The 16755-nt window shown below is 61.6% G+C and carries 14 protein-coding genes and 1 tRNA gene; 8 read left to right on the forward strand and 7 right to left on the reverse strand.

The features are described from left to right. Nucleotides 1–107: 107 nt before the first annotated feature. From BN1127_RS21700 to amt, 4 genes are all read right to left on the reverse strand, one after another. Nucleotides 108–290 carry a DUF5363 family protein gene (locus BN1127_RS21700; protein WP_082030117.1) on the reverse strand — a complete coding sequence of 61 codons (183 nt, stop codon included), beginning with the start codon at nucleotides 288–290 and terminating at the stop codon, nucleotides 108–110. An 82-nt stretch (nucleotides 291–372) separates the two neighbouring features. Then, nucleotides 373–882 carry a GNAT family N-acetyltransferase gene (locus BN1127_RS14875; protein ID WP_197069656.1) on the reverse strand — a complete coding sequence of 170 codons (510 nt, stop codon included), beginning with the start codon at nucleotides 880–882 and terminating at the stop codon, nucleotides 373–375. Between the two features lie 214 nt (nucleotides 883–1096). Then, nucleotides 1097–2449, reverse strand: a complete 1353-nt coding sequence (gene rlmD / locus BN1127_RS14880) for a 23S rRNA (uracil(1939)-C(5))-methyltransferase RlmD (protein ID WP_042649963.1) — start codon at nucleotides 2447–2449, stop codon at nucleotides 1097–1099. Nucleotides 2450–2682: 233 nt separating this feature from the next. Next, the gene (amt, locus tag BN1127_RS14885) at nucleotides 2683–4110 is read right to left on the reverse strand and encodes an ammonium transporter (protein WP_005332207.1); all 1428 of its coding nucleotides are present in this window, start codon (nucleotides 4108–4110) and stop codon (nucleotides 2683–2685) included. Between the two features lie 662 nt (nucleotides 4111–4772). On the opposite strand from amt, the gene BN1127_RS22465 reads away from it, so the two are divergent. Continuing rightward, complete coding sequence (locus BN1127_RS22465) at nucleotides 4773–4964, forward strand: VOC family protein (RefSeq protein WP_197069655.1); 192 nt, start codon at nucleotides 4773–4775, stop codon at nucleotides 4962–4964. Nucleotides 4965–5092: 128 nt separating this feature from the next. Here the strand turns inward: BN1127_RS22465 and BN1127_RS14895 are convergent. Further along, nucleotides 5093–5177, reverse strand: a tRNA-Leu gene (locus BN1127_RS14895). A gap of 142 nt (nucleotides 5178–5319) precedes the next feature. Between BN1127_RS14895 and BN1127_RS14900 the strand changes: the two genes are divergently transcribed. Beyond that, nucleotides 5320–5838 carry an RDD family protein gene (locus BN1127_RS14900; RefSeq protein WP_005332441.1) on the forward strand — a complete coding sequence of 173 codons (519 nt, stop codon included), beginning with the start codon at nucleotides 5320–5322 and terminating at the stop codon, nucleotides 5836–5838. Nucleotides 5839–5921: 83 nt separating this feature from the next. On the opposite strand, the gene lptG is transcribed toward BN1127_RS14900, so the two are convergent. Together lptG and lptF are read right to left on the reverse strand one after the other, a co-directional pair. After that, entirely contained in the window at nucleotides 5922–6992 is a 1071-nt protein-coding gene (gene lptG, locus BN1127_RS14905; protein WP_041206454.1) for an LPS export ABC transporter permease LptG, read from the reverse strand. Between the two features lie 25 nt (nucleotides 6993–7017). Beyond that, a complete protein-coding gene (gene lptF, locus BN1127_RS14910) occupies nucleotides 7018–8130 on the reverse strand; it encodes an LPS export ABC transporter permease LptF (RefSeq protein ID WP_005332438.1) in 1113 nt (370 codons plus the stop codon). A gap of 172 nt (nucleotides 8131–8302) precedes the next feature. Between lptF and pepA the strand changes: the two genes are divergently transcribed. From pepA to pbpG, 6 genes are all read left to right on the forward strand, one after another. Continuing rightward, complete coding sequence (pepA, locus tag BN1127_RS14915) at nucleotides 8303–9814, forward strand: leucyl aminopeptidase (protein ID WP_041206455.1); 1512 nt, start codon at nucleotides 8303–8305, stop codon at nucleotides 9812–9814. 156 nt (nucleotides 9815–9970) lie between these two features. Then, the gene (locus BN1127_RS14920) at nucleotides 9971–10426 is read left to right on the forward strand and encodes a DNA polymerase III subunit chi (protein WP_041206456.1); all 456 of its coding nucleotides are present in this window, start codon (nucleotides 9971–9973) and stop codon (nucleotides 10424–10426) included. A 65-nt stretch (nucleotides 10427–10491) separates the two neighbouring features. Beyond that, the gene (locus tag BN1127_RS14925; RefSeq protein ID WP_042649964.1) at nucleotides 10492–13344 is read left to right on the forward strand and encodes a valine--tRNA ligase; all 2853 of its coding nucleotides are present in this window, start codon (nucleotides 10492–10494) and stop codon (nucleotides 13342–13344) included. A 243-nt stretch (nucleotides 13345–13587) separates the two neighbouring features. Continuing rightward, complete coding sequence (locus BN1127_RS14930) at nucleotides 13588–14880, forward strand: hemolysin family protein (RefSeq protein ID WP_042649965.1); 1293 nt, start codon at nucleotides 13588–13590, stop codon at nucleotides 14878–14880. An 18-nt stretch (nucleotides 14881–14898) separates the two neighbouring features. Beyond that, on the forward strand, nucleotides 14899–15564 hold the full coding sequence (locus tag BN1127_RS14935; protein WP_042649966.1) for a DedA family protein: 666 nt from the start codon (nucleotides 14899–14901) through the stop codon (nucleotides 15562–15564). Nucleotides 15565–15700: 136 nt separating this feature from the next. Beyond that, on the forward strand, nucleotides 15701–16528 hold the full coding sequence (gene pbpG / locus BN1127_RS14940) for a D-alanyl-D-alanine endopeptidase (protein ID WP_042649967.1): 828 nt from the start codon (nucleotides 15701–15703) through the stop codon (nucleotides 16526–16528). Nucleotides 16529–16755 lie beyond the last annotated feature (227 nt).

Genomic DNA, 16755 nt, shown 5'->3' on the forward strand with positions numbered 1-16755 from the left:
TATTCGGAACAGCTATTTAGAACACAGCAACTGCCGCTATACCCTGCGTGACTCCATCGGCCGCTTCCCCGCTTATCCGGACGGGTTGGGATTTGAGTACAACAGCGTTACCGGGGCCGTGACGCGCAATTTTGATTGAGTGGCGAGGCATCGCCCTCCGACGTCGGCTCCTCCTGCTCGTCTTCGTCATAACGCACCGGCACGCAGCAGCGCCGGTTCTCCGGAGTGAGTCCCCACTCCTGGCACCAGGCATCGTAGCGAGCCAGCCAACGCAGCAAAATCCCCTTCATGGGTCCTCCTCGTCTCTATTATCCTCCCGCTACAGCCTGCCCGAATCGTGTGCGCCGGGCCAGCATCACGGGTCCAGCGGCGCTATGGTGTAGTGGGCGGCAATAGCAGCCCCATGCTGATCTCGTCGACATAGCCCTCGTCCAGCCGATACGCCTGCCGCCACAGCCCCTCATCCATGAAACCGCACTTGCGATAAAGTGAATGAGCCACCTCGTTATGAGCCATCACCCCCAGCTCCAGTCTGCTGATGCCGCAATCCGGTGCACTCGCGATCAGGGTACGCAGCAGCCGCTCGCCCCAGCCCTGGCCGCGCGCACTCGACCGCAATCCCATCACCACCTGGGCGCAGTGCCGGTTGCGCGCCAGGCCGCCGCCGATGAGCACGGCAAACCCCTGCACCTCTCCGGCCAGCACCAGCAGCCACATGGCCTGATTGGGGACCGCCGCCATGGCCTCGAGCCGCTGGCGCTGCCCCTCGATATTTGAGGGTCGCTCCCCCACCTCATAGAGCATGAAGCCGGTCTCCCGATCCAGCTGCCCAAAGAAGTGATCCAGCGCAGCTGCATCCTCCACGTCCGCCAAACGAATCATCACCCCGCTCTCCCTGACTGGTTGCCATGCCGGTCCACGGCCATAAAAAAACGACTCCATTTGGAGTCGTTTTTATCAGAGCCATCTGGCTAATGCCATGCCCTTATGGCGCAGCAGCCCGATCAGGCTTTCTCTGGCAGGCTCAGACGAGCGACCGCTTCCACGTGCATGGCATGGAGGAGGAACATGTCAATCTCTCCACACCAATGCCCGCTCAGGCTTTGGCCGGCAGGCTCAGGCGGGCGACCGCTTCCACGTGCATGGAGTGCGGGAACATGTCCACCGGCTGCACCTCGTCCAGCACGAAGCCCTGCTTGACCAGCCAGGCGAGATCCCGGGCCAGGGTCTGGGGGTTGCAGGAGACATAGACCAGCCGGCGCGGCGCCATGCCGACCAGGGTCTGCAGCACCGCCTTGTCACAGCCCTTGCGGGGCGGATCCATCACCACCACATCGGCAGTCACGCCCTGGGCGTGCAGCTCGGGCATCAGTTGCTCGGCCTTGCCCACGTGGAATTCGGTGTGCTCTATGCCGTTGAGATCTGCGTTGCGACGGGCATCGCTGATGGCGCTCTCCACCGACTCGATGCCCACCACCTTGGCGGCCTTGCCAGCCAGGAACAGGGAGATGGTGCCGATGCCGCAGTAGATGTCGAACACCGTCTCGTTGCCGGTCAGCTCGCTGTATTCCAGCGCCTTGGAGTAGAGCACATCGGTCTGGCTCGGGTTGTTCTGGAAGAAGGAGAGCGGCGAGATCTCGAACGCGAGCTCGTGGATCTTGTCGCGGATCACTCCTTCCCCCAGCAGCACGCGGTTGCTCGTCCCCAGGATGCGGTTGGTGCGCTCGTCATTGATGTTCTGCACCAGGGTAGTGATGGGCAGATCCCTCAGGGCCGCCAGCAGTTCGGCCTCGAAGGGCAGCTCCTCGCCCAGGGTCACCAGCACCACCATCAGCTCGCCGCTCTTGAAGCCCTTGCGGGTCATCAGGTTGCGCACGCAGCCGGTGTGGGCCACTTCGTCATAGGCGGCAATGTCGTGCTCACGCATCCAGCCGCGCACCCGGGCATTGAGCTCCACATGCAGGGAGTCCTGCACCGCGCAGTCGTCGGCGGTGATGAGATCATGGGAGTGCTTGCGATAGAAGCCGATCTCGGCGCCGGCCTCACTGCCACGCACGGCGTACTGCGCCTTGTTGCGGTAGGCGAAGGGGCTGTCCATGCCGAGGATGGGGTTGACCTGGGTCTCACCCAGCCCAACCTGCTCCAGCGCGCTCTGCACCAGAGATTGTTTCAGCTTGAGCTGGGCCGGATAGGCCAGCGGGCGCACCTGACAGCCGCCGCACTCGGTGTTGGGGCAGAAATCGGGAACCCTGTCGGCGGACGGCTGGGTCAGCTCGACCAGCTTGCCGTGCAGATAGTTCGGCTTGACCTCGGTCAACTCGACCAGCGCCTGCTCACCGGGCAGCAGACCCTCGACAAACAGGGGGCGATCGAACAGGCGACCCTTGCCATCCCCCTTGTCGGTCAGTTCCAGAATATCGATCTGATGTTGGTGTCCCACTAACGGCATGAGCGGCTCCGAAGGCATAGAAGAAAGGGTGGAAGCAGGGCTGACCCGGCTACCCCAAATAAAGGGTGGCAGAGTTTAGCGGAGATCCGGCCAAATTGCAGGCATAAAACATCCCTTGAAGGAAATAACGGCAGGCTGGATCAGGGGGCTCTGGATAGGGGGCGCCTCATGGGTCGCCATAAAAAACCGCCGGACAAGGCCGGCGGCAGGTGGTCAACGGGAGCCTGAGGGGATCACAGGCTGTAGGCTTTCTCCCCATGGCTGGTGACATCCAGCCCTTCCCGCTCGGCATCTTCCTTGACCCGCAGGCCAATCAGCAGATCCACCAGCTTGTAGGCCACGGCAGAGACCAGGGCAGTCCATGCCACCGTCACCAGCACACCGATGACCTGGATCTTCACCTGGGTCAGGATGGAATAGCCCTCGGCCACCTGGTTGGTCACATAGTCCCACACCCCGGTGCCACCCAGATCCGGGCTGGCGAACACACCGGTCAGCACGGCCCCCAGGATACCGCACACCCCGTGCAGGCCGAACACATCCAGGCTGTCATCGGCCCCCAGCAGGCGCTTGAGGCCATGCACGCCCCACAGACCGGCCACACCGCTCAGCAGGCCTATGATGAGGGCACCACCGACACCGACGAAACCGGCGGCAGGAGTGATGGCCACCAGGCCCGCCACCGCACCGGACACGGCGCCCAGCAGGGAGGGACGACCCTTCATCATCCATTCGGCCAAGGTCCAGGAGAGCGCGGCACCCGCCGGCGCCAACCAGGTGTTGACGAAGGCCAGGGCGGCCGTGCCGTTGGCTTCCAGCGCGGAGCCGGCGTTGAAGCCGAACCAGCCGAACCAGAGCAGGGCGGCGCCAATCATGGTCATGGTCAGGCTGTGGGGAGCCATGGGATCACGACCGTAGCCAACCCGCTTGCCGACCATGAAGGCACCGACCAGACCGGCGACCGCCGCGTTGATGTGCACCACAGTGCCGCCGGCGAAATCGAGGGCGCCGTGCTGGAACAGATAACCTGCGGTGGCACCGGCAGCCTCGGCGGCGGCGGCATCCGTGTAAGCATCCGGACCGGCCCAGTACCACACCATGTGCGCCATCGGAATGTAGGCGAAGGTGAACCAGATCACGGCGAACAGCAGCACGGCCGAGAACTTCATCCGCTCGGCGAAAGCACCGACGATGAGCCCGCAGGTAATGGCGGCAAAGGCCCCCTGGAACACCACATAGATGAACTCGCTGATCCCCACCCCTTTGCTGAAGGTGGCGGCAATAGACTCGGGGGTCACCCCGACCAGCAGCAGCTTGTCGAACGAACCGTAAAAGGCGTTCCCCTCGGTGAAGGTCAGTGAATAGCCGTAGATGACCCAGAGCACTGTGATCAGGCAGAACAGGGTGAACACCTGCATCAGCACACTCAGCATGTTCTTGGCGCGTACCAGGCCACCGTAGAACAGGGCCAGCCCCGGGATGGACATCAGGATCACCAGGGCGGACGCCAGCATCAACCAGGTGTTGTCTCCCTTGTTGATGGTCACGGTCGCGGCAGCCTGCACCACGTCGGCCTGAGCGGCTACCTCTTCTGCCCAACCTGGGGTGGCCATGGTGGCGCTCAGCGCCAGCAGGCCAGTCACTACGAGTCTCTTGAACATACAGCCCTCTCCTTGTCGTCCCGGCACCCGGCCGGGTCCATTTCCTGATATGAATGTCAAACTTGGCCACTTGCACACATCGTCACATCCAGCGTGCCACCCCCTCGGGCATGACTCGGCGGGCTCTTCATGGCGACCTGATTTATCTAAAGCATAAAGCAGGCCAGAAAATATAATTCTTTATTTTCAATCACTTGAATTTGATTGTGCGATCTGATGCACCATATTGGCGCATCCCGCCCACAATCAGGCAGGGAGGCGCACTTCGGCTGTGCAGTGCCGGGCGTTGCACCAGGATGGCACCTGGGCATACCAAACGGGAAAAATCCCGGGGCAACGGGGGCCCGGCTGGCCATGGCGCTCATTTATTGAACAAATGGGAAACGCCTTTGCATGACGAAGTCACATGATGGCGTAGGTTGGGCATCATCCATCTGAGGGAGAGGATGGGAGCGTAGAGGGGGATTCGCCGCCTGATCTGGTCTGAGCCCGATCTTCCTGACCATAGCGGCGCGACCAGGTTTGCCCTGTCACCCGAACGAGGAGCCTATACCCTGTCTCGCCATGCCCAAAATCAAGGCGTTCGTGCCTGCCCGCGACATCAGCCTCTCCAGGCAGTGCTATCAGGTTCTCGGCTTCACCCTGGCTTCCGACGGCGAGGGGTGGCCTATTTCCATTTCGGGGCGGTGAGCTTCCTGCTGCAAGACCATTACCACGAGGCGCTGGCCGAGCACTTCATGATGCTCATCCTGATGAAGGACGTGGCCGCCTGGTGGGCTCACGGGGAGGAAAGCCAGATCACCCCCGTTACGGCATCAGGGTCACGGAGATCGCCACCAAGCCGTGGCACATGAAGGAGTGCAGTCCCTACGACCTCTCAAACGTGCTGTGACGGATCGGCCAGAGCATCGATTGAGAGGCCGCGAGTGCTGAAAAACAAAAGGCCATCCGCGAGGATGGCCTTTTATCATGAATTAGTTGATGGTGCCCGGGGTCGGACTCGAACCGACACGTCTTGCAACGGCGGATTTTGAATCCGCTGCGTCTACCGATTTCGCCACCCGGGCAACTGCGAGGGATTATACGAATGGCGTTTTGCCATGCAAGGTGTTTTTCTTGCGCGGCCACCGTTTGCTCAATTATTCAACGCCTTGCCGATGTTCGGCCAGTTACATAGAATGCCCGCATCATATTAATGGAATAATCATCATGGCCAAGCGCAAGACCCCCTCCTCTCTCCAGCCTCCCCCCCAGCACCAGCACCCTTCGGCCGGCCTGCTGCGGCGCCTGGGTGCCCTGCTCTATGACTACCTGGTGGTCATCGCCTTGCTGATCATCGCCGGTTTCATCGGCATGGGGGTGGCGCAACTGCTGCTGGCTACCGGGATGGCGACAGTCCCGGAGGGCAAGGATGCGGCCTGGCTGCTCACCAGCCCTCTCTACAGCGCCTGGCTCGCCCTGGTGATCTGCGGCTTCTACACCTGGTTCTGGACCCGCGCCGGCCAGACCATCGGCATGCGAGCCTGGCGTCTGCGCATCCAGAATCTGGACGGCAGCAACATTCGTATCACCCAGGCCCTGATCCGGCTCGCAACCTCGGCCTTCGGTCTCGGCAACCTGATGTGCGTGTTCAATCGTGCACGGCCCCGCGCCTTCCAGGACATCTGGGCCGAATGTGAAGTGGTGGTGCTGAGCAAGCAGGAGAACCTGGAGCAGCTGAACAAGTGACCAGCCGAGTACGAGATGAGAAACAAGAAGGGCACCCAGTGGGTGCCCTTCTTGTTTCTTGTCGTCTCACACCACCGCCAGTGTCACTGCTTGCGGCTCAGGATATAGAAGGAGATGCCACCAAACAGCAGGCTGGGTGCAATGGCAGCCAGGATGGGCGGTACCGCATACACCAGGCTGACCGGGCCGAATACCCGATCGCTCACATAGACAGCGAAGCCGGTCATGATCCCCATCAGCATCCTGGCCCCCATGCTCACCGAGCGCAGCGGGCCGAAAATGAAGGAAGACGCAAGCAGTATCATGGCCACCACCGACAGCGGCGACAGCAGCTTGCGCCACATCTCCAGCTTGTAGCGTCCTGCGTCCTGCTTGTTGGCGTCCAGATAGCCGATGTAATCCCGCAGTCCCGAGATGGGCAGGTTTTCGGGATCAATGCTCACCACCCCCAGCTGCTTGGGAGTCAGCTCGGACTGCCACTGCATCTGGGCATGTTTCTCGTCCAGGATCTGCTTGGGATCGTCGAAGCGGGTGATGTGCACCTGCTTGAGCAGCCAGTGATGCTGCTCGAACACCCCTTCCTGCGCCTGGACCACGTCGATCAAGGCTCGGGACGGAGTAAAACGATACAGTGTGATGCCGGTCAGGGCGCCGTCGTTGCGCACCCCGTTGATATTGACGAAGTTGTTGCCATCCCGTGCCCAGACACCGTAGGCCGAGACGGTGAGTCGCCCTTCCGACATAGCACCCGCCTTGATGTCATCCGCCATCCGCTTGGCGGCCGGGGCGACGTACTCGCCCATCAGACCGACCAGCAGCATCAGGGGGATCGCCGTCTTGAGCGCCGCCATCACGATGCTGATCTTGGAGCGACCCGATGCCTGCATCACCACCAACTCGGAGCTGGTGGCGAGCTGCCCCAGGCCGATGAGGCCACCCAGCAGGGCCGCCAGGGGGAAGAACAGCACCGCCTCCTTGGGCATGGAGAGCAGTACGAAATAGAGGGCGTTGAGCATGTCGTAGTTGCCCTCCCCCACGGCTTTCAACTGCTCCACATATTTGATGAGCGCCGCCAGCCCGACCAGGGTCAGTTCACACAGCAGGATCGACATGAAGATGACCCTGCCGATGTATCTATCGAGAATGCCGAACATCAACAGAAACTCCTATGTTGCAGCATCATGCTGATTTGCCTTTGAAAAAGTGACCCTTGACCCCGTTCCACCAACTGGTGCCCTGCAGGTTGAGCGGCACCCCGATCAGCAGCAGATAGACCAGCGGCACCAGGAACATGCCTGGCCAGTGAGGCAGACGCCCGCTGTCGATGGCTGAACGGGCGGCACTGAGCAGCAGGAAATAGGAGAGATAGAGCAGGATGGCCGGCAACAGTTTGGCGTAACGCCCCTGGCGGGGGTTGACCCGGGCCAGAGGCACCACCAGAACAGTGAGCACCAGGATGGAGAAGGGCAGCGACAGACGCCACTGCAGCTCGGCCATCAGCTGATTGTCCTGGGTACCCAGCAGCGCCATGGTCGGCTTGGCCGCCGCCTTGCGGTTGGAGCGCTCCATCTCCTGCTGACGGATTACCAGGCTGTATTCGCTGAACTCGGAGACCTGGAACTGCTTGCCGGTGAACTGACCTTCATAGCGGGAACCGTCCTTCAGAGTCAGCCATTGCAGGCCATTGCTGTCGGCGGTCACCTGTCCCTCGTTAGCCACCACCACGGAAGGGGGCGAACTCCCTTCGGCACGCTGCAGCACGAAGATCTTCTGCAACTCGGATCCCTTGTCGTTCAGATCCTGGATGTAGGCAACCAGGCGCCCCTTGTCGAGCTCCATGAAACGGCCGGCCTGCAGGAAGGAGATGCCAGGATCGGCCTTGAACTCGTCGATCACCTGATACTCGCGCTCCTTGGCCTGGGGGGCGATCCAGCCGGTATTGAATGCGGCGACGGCTGCTGTCAGCAGAGCCAGCAGCAGGGCACTGCCCATCACGAAGCGGTGGCTGAAGCCTACCGCATGCATCACCGTCATCTCGCTTTCCGCATACAAACGACCGTGAGCAAACAGAATGGCTAAAAACAGACTGATAGGCAGCATCAACAGGGCCATATTCGGCAGGTTGAGCAGCAACAGGGTGGAAACCAGGCGCGTCGGCACCTCACCATCGGCAGCATCGCCGATGATCTGGATAAATTGCTGGCTGACGAAGATAAGCAGCAGTACGAACAGCACCGCCAGCTGGGTTTTCAGGGTCTCCCTGAACAAATATCGGAAAACGATCACAGTCATTCCCAAGTAAACTTGTGTTTTTAGTCGAATGCCTGAAAAATAGGGCCCTATATTGGATTTTTACCAGTTTGAACTGCGGAGCCTGTGGCTGTTCGCTCCGCCTCTGATACCCCAACAAGCACCGCATTATTCAATAAATGGTGCCTTTTGTCTTTAGGATGTAGGAGATTCCATGGAGTTCAGTGTAAAGAGTGGCAGTCCTGAGAAGCAACGCAGCGCCTGCGTCGTGGTCGGCGTTTTTGAGCCTCGCCGCCTCTCTCCGGTTGCCGAACAGCTGGACAAGATCAGCGACGGCTACCTCAGCTCGCTGCTGCGCCGCGGCGATCTGGAAGGCAAACCAGGCCAGATGCTGTTGCTGCATCAAGTACCGGGCGTGCTCAGCGAGCGCGTGCTGCTGGTAGGGTGCGGCAAGGAGCGGGAACTCGACGAACGCCAGTACAAGCAGATCATCAACAAGACCATCACCACCCTGAACGAGACCGGGTCCATGGAAGCGGTCTGCTTCCTGACCGAGCTGCACGTCAAGGGCCGGGATACCTACTGGAAGGTGCGTCAGGCGGTAGAAACCACCAAGGCGGGCCTCTACAGCTTCGATCAGTTCAAGACCAACAAGGCCGAACCGCGCCGCCCGTTGCGCAAGCTGGTATTCAACGTGCCGACGCGTCGGGAACTGACCATAGGCGAGCGCGCCATCACCCACGGCCTGGCCGTGGCGAAAGGGGTACGCATCTGCCGCGACGTGGCGAACATGCCGCCCAACGTCTGCAACCCGGCCTACCTCGCCTCCCAGGCCCGCCGTCTGGCGGATGCCTATGACAACATCACCACCAAGGTGATCGGCGAGCAGGAGATGGCAGAACTCGGCATGAACTCCTACCTGGCGGTGGCCCGCGGCTCCGAGAACGAAGCCATGATGGCCATCATCGAATACAAGGGCAACGCCGACGCCAAGCCCATCGTACTGGTGGGCAAGGGACTGACCTTCGATTCGGGCGGCATCTCCATCAAGCCGGCGGACGGCATGGACGAGATGAAGTACGACATGGGCGGCGCCGCCTCCGTGCTCGGCACCATGCATGCCCTGGCCCAGTTGCAGCTGCCCATCAACGTCATCGGCGTGCTGGCAGGCTGCGAGAACATGCCGGGTGGCAACGCCTATCGCCCGGGTGACATCCTCACCACCATGTCCGGCCAGACCGTCGAGGTGCTCAACACCGACGCCGAGGGTCGCCTGGTGCTGTGCGATGCCCTCACCTATGTGGACCGCTACGATCCCGAAACCGTGATCGACGTGGCGACCCTGACCGGCGCCTGCATCATCGCCCTGGGTCACCACACCTCGGGCCTGCTGGCCAACCACAACCCCTTGGCCCACGAGCTGCTGAACGCCTCCGAGCAGGCCGGCGATCGCGCCTGGCGCCTGCCGCTGTTCGACGAGTATCAGGAGCAGTTGGAGAGTCCGTTCGCGGACATGGCCAACATCGGGGGCCGCCCGGCCGGCACCATCACCGCCGCCGCCTTTCTGTCGCGCTTCACCAAGAAGTACAACTGGGCCCACCTGGATATCGCAGGGACCGCCTGGAAGAGCGGCAAGGATAAAGGTTCCACCGGTCGCCCCGTGCCCCTGCTGACCCAGTTCCTGCTCAATCGAGCCGGCGTGGCAGACGTCGAAGACAAGGAGTAACCCCTCTCTTCGGATGCCCGCATCAGGGGAGTGGTACCACAAGGAAGAGGCTCGCCTCTTCCTTGTTTCATTGAGAGAATCCGGGAAGACCGTGCCTGGCACGGCGCCCCGCAGACGGCCAATCGCTGTCCGTCACAGCCAAACGGGACCCACCTGATGAGCCAAGTGACCTTTTACCTGATGAGTGAGCCTGACGACGCTCAGGCGTCTGCGGTCGAACGCCTCGCCTGCCAGCTGGCGGCCGATGGCTGGAGTGCCGGCCACCTCTATCTGTTTTGCAACGACGAGGCCCAGGCCCTGCGCCTGGACGAGCTGCTGTGGCAACTGCCGCCGGATCGTTTCGTGCCGCACCAGTTGCAGGGGGAGAGCGGCCAGGCCCCGGTGGAGATAGGCCATCAGCCACCGAAGCGGCGCTATGCCCGCCTCATCAACCTGGCCGAGCAGACACCTTTGTTTGCAGGACACTTCGCTCAAGTGGTAGATTTTGTCCCCACTGACGAAACGCAAAAGCAGCAAGCCCGCGAGCGCTACAAGCACTATCGCCAGGCGGGTCATGCCCTCGAGATGAGGGATCAGCCCGTCCTTGCCGCACCGGATCCGGCGCAGCCCTGACTGCGCCACCCTCGATCCACGACGACTCAACACCAGACTCCATCCATCCAGAATACGGCGAGACCATGGAAAAGACTTTTAATCACAACGCCATCGAACAGGCGCTCTATCAGCACTGGGAAGCCCAGGGTTACTTCAAGCCCCACGGCGACACCAGCAAAGACTCCTTCTGCATCATGATCCCGCCGCCGAACGTCACCGGCAGCCTACACATGGGTCACGCCTTCCAGCAGACCCTGATGGACACCCTGATCCGCTACAACCGCATGCAGGGCAAGAACACCCTGTGGCAGGCAGGTACCGACCACGCCGGTATCGCCACCCAGATGGTGGTTGAGCGCAAGATCGCCGCCGAAGAGGGCAAGACCCGCCACGATTACGGCCGTGAAGCCTTCATCGACAAGATCTGGCAGTGGAAGGAAGAGTCCGGTGGCACCATCACCCGCCAGATGCGCCGCCTCGGCGACTCCGTTGACTGGGAGCGCGAGCGCTTCACCATGGATGAAGGCCTCTCCGCCGCCGTGCAGGAAGTGTTCGTCCGTCTCTACGAAGATGGCCTGATGTACCGCGGCAAGCGCCTGGTGAACTGGGATCCCAAGCTCAACACCGCCATCTCCGATCTGGAAGTGGAAAACCGCGAGATCAAGGGCCACATGTGGCACCTGCGCTATCCGCTGGCCAACGGCGCCAAGACAGCCGAGGGCCAGGATCACCTGATCGTCGCCACCACCCGTCCGGAGACCATGCTGGGCGATACCGCCGTCGCCGTGAACCCGGAAGACCCCCGTTACAAGGCGCTGATCGGCCAGCACATTCTGCTGCCACTGGTGAACCGCCTGATCCCCATCGTCGCCGATGAACACGCCGACATGGAGAAGGGCACCGGCTGCGTGAAGATCACCCCGGCCCACGACTTCAACGACAACGAAGTGGGCAAGCGCCACAACCTGCCAATGATCAACATCTTCACCCTGGACGCCCACGTGCGTGCCGAGGCCGAAGTGGTCGACACCAACGGCAACCCCAGCACCGCCTACGATGCCGCCCTGCCGAGCGAGTTTGCAGGCATGGAGCGCTTCGCCGCCCGCAAGGCCATCGTCGCCAAGCTGGACGAGCTGGGTCTCTTGGCCGAGATCAAGGATCACGTGCTGCAACAGCCTTACGGTGATCGCGGCGGCGTGCCCATTGAGCCCATGCTGACCGACCAGTGGTACGTGCGCGTGGCCCCCATGGCCAAGACCGCCATCGAAGCGGTGGAAGATGGCCGTATCCAGTTCGTGCCGAAACAGTACGAAAACATGTACTTCTCCTGGATGCGCGACATTCAGGACTGGTGCGTCTCCCGTCAGCTGTGGTGGGGTCACCGCATCCCGGCCTGGTATGACGACGCCGGCAACGTCTACGTGGGCCGTGACGAGGCGGAAGTGCGTGCCAAGCACAGCATCCCGTCCGTGACCACCCTGCGTCAGGACGAAGACGTGCTCGACACCTGGTTCAGCTCCGCCCTGTGGACCTTCTCCACCCTGGGCTGGCCGAACAACACCGAGGCGCTCAAAACCTTCCACCCGACCGACGTGCTGATGAGCGGCTTCGACATCATCTTCTTCTGGATTGCCCGGATGATCATGATGACCATGCACTTCATCAAGGACGAAAACGGCCAGCCGCAAGTCCCGTTCAAGACCGTCTACATCACGGGCCTTATCCGTGACGAAGAAGGCCAGAAGATGTCCAAGTCCAAGGGCAACGTGCTGGACCCGCTCGACATGATCGACGGCATCTCCCTGGAAGATCTGCTGGAGAAGCGCACCGGCAACATGATGCAGCCGCAGATGGCCGAGAAGATCGGCAAGCGCACCGCCAAGCAGTTCCCGGAAGGGATCGAGGCCCATGGTACCGACGCCCTGCGCTTCACCCTGGCGGCGCTGGCCTCTACCGGTCGTGACATCAACTGGGACATGAAGCGCCTGGATGGCTACAACAACTTCTGCAACAAGCTGTGGAACGCCTCCCGCTATGTGCTGATGAACACCGAGGATCAGGATTGCGGCCTGCACGGCGGCGAGATGCAGTTCAGCCTGGCGGATCGCTGGATCCAGTCCCAGCTGCAAGTGGCCATCCGTGACTTCCGTACCGCCCTCGATACCTACCGCTTCGATATCGCGGCCGGTGTGCTGTACGAATTTATCTGGAACCAGTTCTGCGACTGGTATCTGGAGCTGACCAAGCCGGTGCTGGGCAAGGGCTCAGAGGCCGAGCAGCGCGCCACCCGTCACACCCTGGTGACTGTGCTGGAGACCCTGCTGTGTCTGGCGCACCCCATCATCCCTTTCATCACCGAGACCATCTGGAAGTCGGTGGCTCCGCTGACCGGCGTGCACGCCGACACCATCATGATTCAGGCTTTCCCGGAGTTCGATGCCGCCAAGGTAGACGACGCCGCCATGGCGGATCAGGAGTGGGTGAAGGAGTTCATCGTCGGCATCCGCAACATCCGCGCCGAGATGAACGTGGCTCCGAGCGTAGCCCTGAACGTGCTGCTCAAGTGTGATGGAAAGGACGCCCAGCGCGCCGGTGACAACGAGGCCTTCCTCAAGTCCCTGGCTCGTCTGGAATCCATCCGCGTGCTGGCGGACGGTGAAGTCGCCCCCCTGTCGGTGAAGAAGCTGATCGGTGCTACCGAGCTGATGATCCCGATGGCCGGTCTCATCGACAAGGATGCCGAACTGGCCCGTCTGGCCAAAGAGGTGGCCAGGCTGGTCGGCGAGTGCGGCCGCATCGAAGGCAAACTCGGCAACGAGGCCTTCGTCGCCAAGGCACCGGATGCCGTCATCGCCAAGGAGCGCGAGAAGCTGGAAGATTACCGTCTCCAGCTGACCAAGCTGGAAGCCCAGCAGGCCGAGATCGCCGCCCTCTAAGTGCTCCTCGCCAACCCCAAAAGCCCCCGTCTATCGGGGGCTTTTCATTTTCCCCCCCCGGATGGCAAACCCGCGGCTATCATCCCGATGCCTGGATGACGACGAGTCCGTGATGGACGGATGCCCCGCAGCCCAACGTTGAATTGAAAAATTCACGAGCCACATCACCTCCTTTCACAAGCGCATCGCCCGCAAATTCATTACACTGCCAGCGATCTTTTCTACCGGGAGTGCTGCTGCAGTATGGAAATATTGATCCTGTTTGGATTGATTTTGCTCAATGGCGTCTTCGCCATGTCGGAAATCGCCATCGTCACCGCACGCAAGGCCCGTCTCAGCAAGATGGCAAGCGAGGGGAGCCGCTCTGCCGCCATCGCCCTCAAGCTGGGAGAGGATCCGACCCATTTCCTCTCCGCCGTCCAGATCGGCATCACCAGCATAGGCCTGCTCAACGGTATCTACGGTGAGTCACTGCTGGCCCAACCCTTCGCCCTCTGGCTGCAGGAGTGGGGTCTCTCCCCCAAGAGCAGCAGCCTGTTCGCCACCGTCATCGTGGTGGTGCTGGTGACCTACCTCTCCATCGTGGTGGGGGAACTGGTGCCCAAGCGCCTCGGCCAGCTCAATGCCGAACGCATCGCCTGCCTGGTGGCTCGCCCCATGCTGTGGCTGGCGACCCTGACCCGCCCCTTCGTCTGGCTGCTGTCCGCCTCCACCAACGCCAGCCTGCACCTGCTGCGGGTCGATCAGAGCAGCAGCAACAACGTCACCCAGGAGGAGATCCACGCCATCCTGGTAGAGGGCTCAGAGGCCGGCATCATCGAGGATCACGAACACACTATGTTGCGGAACGTGTTCCGCCTCGACGAACGCAGCCTCTCCTCCCTGATGGTGCCCCGCAGCGACATCCGCTATCTGGATCTCTCCCTGCCGCTGGAGACCAACCTGCAGCGACTGGTGGAGTATCGCCACAGCTTCTTCCCGGTCTGTGACGGCAGCCTCTCTGACCTGGTGGGCATCCTCAACGTCAGCAAGGTGCTACACGCCTACATCAAGGGGGAGCCCATCGATCTGGCGGCCCTGACCCAGGATGGCAGCCTGCTGCCGGAGACCCTCAACGGCCTGGAGCTGCTCAACCACTTCCGCGCCCACGCCGAACACATGGTGCTGGTGGTGGACGAATATGGCGAGCTGCAGGGGCTGGTCACCCAGCAGGATCTGCTGGAGACCCTGGCGGGCGACTTCCAGCAGGAAGACGGGGAGAACAACTGGGCCTTCCAGCGTGCCGATGGCAGTTGGCTGCTCGACGGCCTGATCCCGCTGCCGGAATTGAAGGACTGTCTGGAGCTGGTTCGCCTGCCGGAAGAAGAAAAACATCACTATCACACCCTCGGAGGGCTTATCATGCTGCTCCTTGGCCGCCTTCCCCAGACCGGAGACCTGGTCACCCTGGAACAGTGGCAACTGGAAATCGTGGATATGGACGGCCTGCGCATCGACAAGGTGCTTGCCATGCCCTTGACCGACCAACCCAGCTAACCTGCGGAGTTTGCATGTATGGAGCAGTTTTACCACCTGGCTAACGCCTTCATTCATCAGGATCTGGCGACCCTGTCCGACCCCAAGATGGTCTTCATGGTCTACATAGTCCTGCTGACCTTCCTGGTGCTGGAAAATGGCTTCATCCCGACCGCCTTCCTGCCCGGTGACACCCTGCTGATCCTGACCGGCGTGCTCATCTATCAGGGGGTACTGCCGCTCGCAGTCATCCCGCTGCTGATCCTGGCGACCTTCTTCGGCACCTGGCTCGGTTACATGCAGGGGCGCTTCCTCGGCCACACCCAGATGTACCACAGGCTGATGTCCCATCTGGACGAGAAGCACAAGGAGAAGGTGCACTACCTGCTCAACAAGTACGGCATCATCACCCTGATCACCGCCCGCTACATCGCCTTCGTGCGCACCGCCTACCCCTACATCGTCGGCGCCAACGAGATACCCCAGGGTCGCTTCCTGGTGGTGAACCTCATCAGCTCCATCATGTGGATCTGCCCTCTGGTCGGGCTGGGTTACTACCTGAGTCACACCAAGCTGGCCGCGCAGTATGAGTCCCAGTTCCTCAGTATCATCCTCTGCCTGCCGCTGGTGCTGCTGGTGGGCGGCTTGATAGCGCTGGTCTGGCGCTGGCTGAGCAAACGCAAGGTCCACGTCTCAAGGGATTGAGACAAATCACAGGGGTCGCCAGCAGGCGGCCCTTTTTTATGGAAATAGTGGCGAATTCCGCCCTCCCGCTCTTGTAAAGCGAGGGCAAAAATGAGTGAATCTAGCGCCTTTTTTCGCTGTGGATGGAGTCGGTTGTATGGGGTGTCGGATTCGCGCAATCGCGCTGGTATGTGGATTGATGGGACTGCTCGGATCGCAGGCAGCCCTGGCGGCGCCCAACCCGGCCAAGCTGCAACTGAAATCGGGCAGTGCCCTGGTGATGGACATCAACACGGGCAAGACCCTCTACCAGAAGAACCCTGCCCAGGTGCGCCCCATCGCCTCCCTCACCAAGCTGATGACGGCCCTGGTGGTGCTGGATACCCGCCAGAACCTCAACCAGACCCTGACCATCGATCAGAACGACAGGGACAACCTCAAGCACACCTACTCCCGGGTACGCATGGGCACCAAGGTGAGCCGCCGTGACGCCCTGCACCTAGCGCTGATGTCCTCCGAGAATCGCATGGCCTCTGCCCTCGGCCGCCACTATCCGGGTGGCCGCTCGGCCTTCATTCGCGCCATGAACAACAAGGCCAGGCAGCTCGGCATGCGCAACAGCCGTTTCTACGACTCCACCGGCCTGTCGACCCGCAACGTCTCCACCGCCCGGGATCTCGCCAAGCTCATCGCCGCCGCCTATCGCCAGCCGCTGATCCGACAGTTCACCCAGGACACCAACAAGGAGATGCGCTTCAGCACGCCCGCCTACAGCCTGATGTTCAACAACACCAACCCCCTGGTGAAGAACCCGGACTGGGACGTGCGCCTCTCCAAGACCGGCTACACCGACGAGGCGGGCCGCTGCCTGCTGATGCGCGCCAAGCCGGACCAGCAGGAGCTCGCCATCGTGCTGCTCAACTCCGTGGGCAAACGCACCCCTGTCGGCGATGCGAATCGCATTCGCAAGTGGCTGAAAAGCTGACTCTCTCCACGAAGACAAGAAAGGATGCCGCGGCATCCTTTTTTATTGCCCGCCAAAGGCTGCTGTCGGCCACCAAGGCGTTCAACGTCCAGAGCCTGGGTTCATGCCGCCCTAGTGGTGCCAACGAGCCTGTAGCAGCGCGGTGAGCAGCTGGAGGTGGCATGGGGCTGGGATGACAAGACGCTGAGTGGCAGGGTCTGGTTCCGGATAGAGGGGAAGATAGGACG

The organism is Aeromonas media (genome assembly GCF_000819985.1).
GTDB classification, from domain to species: Bacteria; Pseudomonadota; Gammaproteobacteria; order Enterobacterales; family Aeromonadaceae; genus Aeromonas; species Aeromonas media.

Excerpts from the sequence above, each read along its gene's own strand:
- BN1127_RS21700 (WP_082030117.1), bottom strand. The coding sequence starts at position 290 with ATGAAGGGGATTTTGCTGCGTTGGCTGGCTCGCTACGATGCCTGGTGC.
- BN1127_RS14875 (WP_197069656.1), bottom strand. The coding sequence starts at position 882 with ATGATTCGTTTGGCGGACGTGGAGGATGCAGCTGCGCTGGATCACTTC.
- rlmD (WP_042649963.1), bottom strand. The coding sequence starts at position 2,449 with ATGCCGTTAGTGGGACACCAACATCAGATCGATATTCTGGAACTGACC.
- amt (WP_005332207.1), bottom strand. The coding sequence starts at position 4,110 with ATGTTCAAGAGACTCGTAGTGACTGGCCTGCTGGCGCTGAGCGCCACC.
- BN1127_RS14900 (WP_005332441.1), top strand. The coding sequence starts at position 5,320 with ATGGCCAAGCGCAAGACCCCCTCCTCTCTCCAGCCTCCCCCCCAGCAC.
- lptG (WP_041206454.1), bottom strand. The coding sequence starts at position 6,992 with ATGTTCGGCATTCTCGATAGATACATCGGCAGGGTCATCTTCATGTCG.
- lptF (WP_005332438.1), bottom strand. The coding sequence starts at position 8,130 with ATGACTGTGATCGTTTTCCGATATTTGTTCAGGGAGACCCTGAAAACC.
- pepA (WP_041206455.1), top strand. The coding sequence starts at position 8,303 with ATGGAGTTCAGTGTAAAGAGTGGCAGTCCTGAGAAGCAACGCAGCGCC.
- BN1127_RS14920 (WP_041206456.1), top strand. The coding sequence starts at position 9,971 with ATGAGCCAAGTGACCTTTTACCTGATGAGTGAGCCTGACGACGCTCAG.
- BN1127_RS14925 (WP_042649964.1), top strand. The coding sequence starts at position 10,492 with ATGGAAAAGACTTTTAATCACAACGCCATCGAACAGGCGCTCTATCAG.
- BN1127_RS14930 (WP_042649965.1), top strand. The coding sequence starts at position 13,588 with ATGGAAATATTGATCCTGTTTGGATTGATTTTGCTCAATGGCGTCTTC.
- BN1127_RS14935 (WP_042649966.1), top strand. The coding sequence starts at position 14,899 with ATGGAGCAGTTTTACCACCTGGCTAACGCCTTCATTCATCAGGATCTG.
- pbpG (WP_042649967.1), top strand. The coding sequence starts at position 15,701 with ATGGGGTGTCGGATTCGCGCAATCGCGCTGGTATGTGGATTGATGGGA.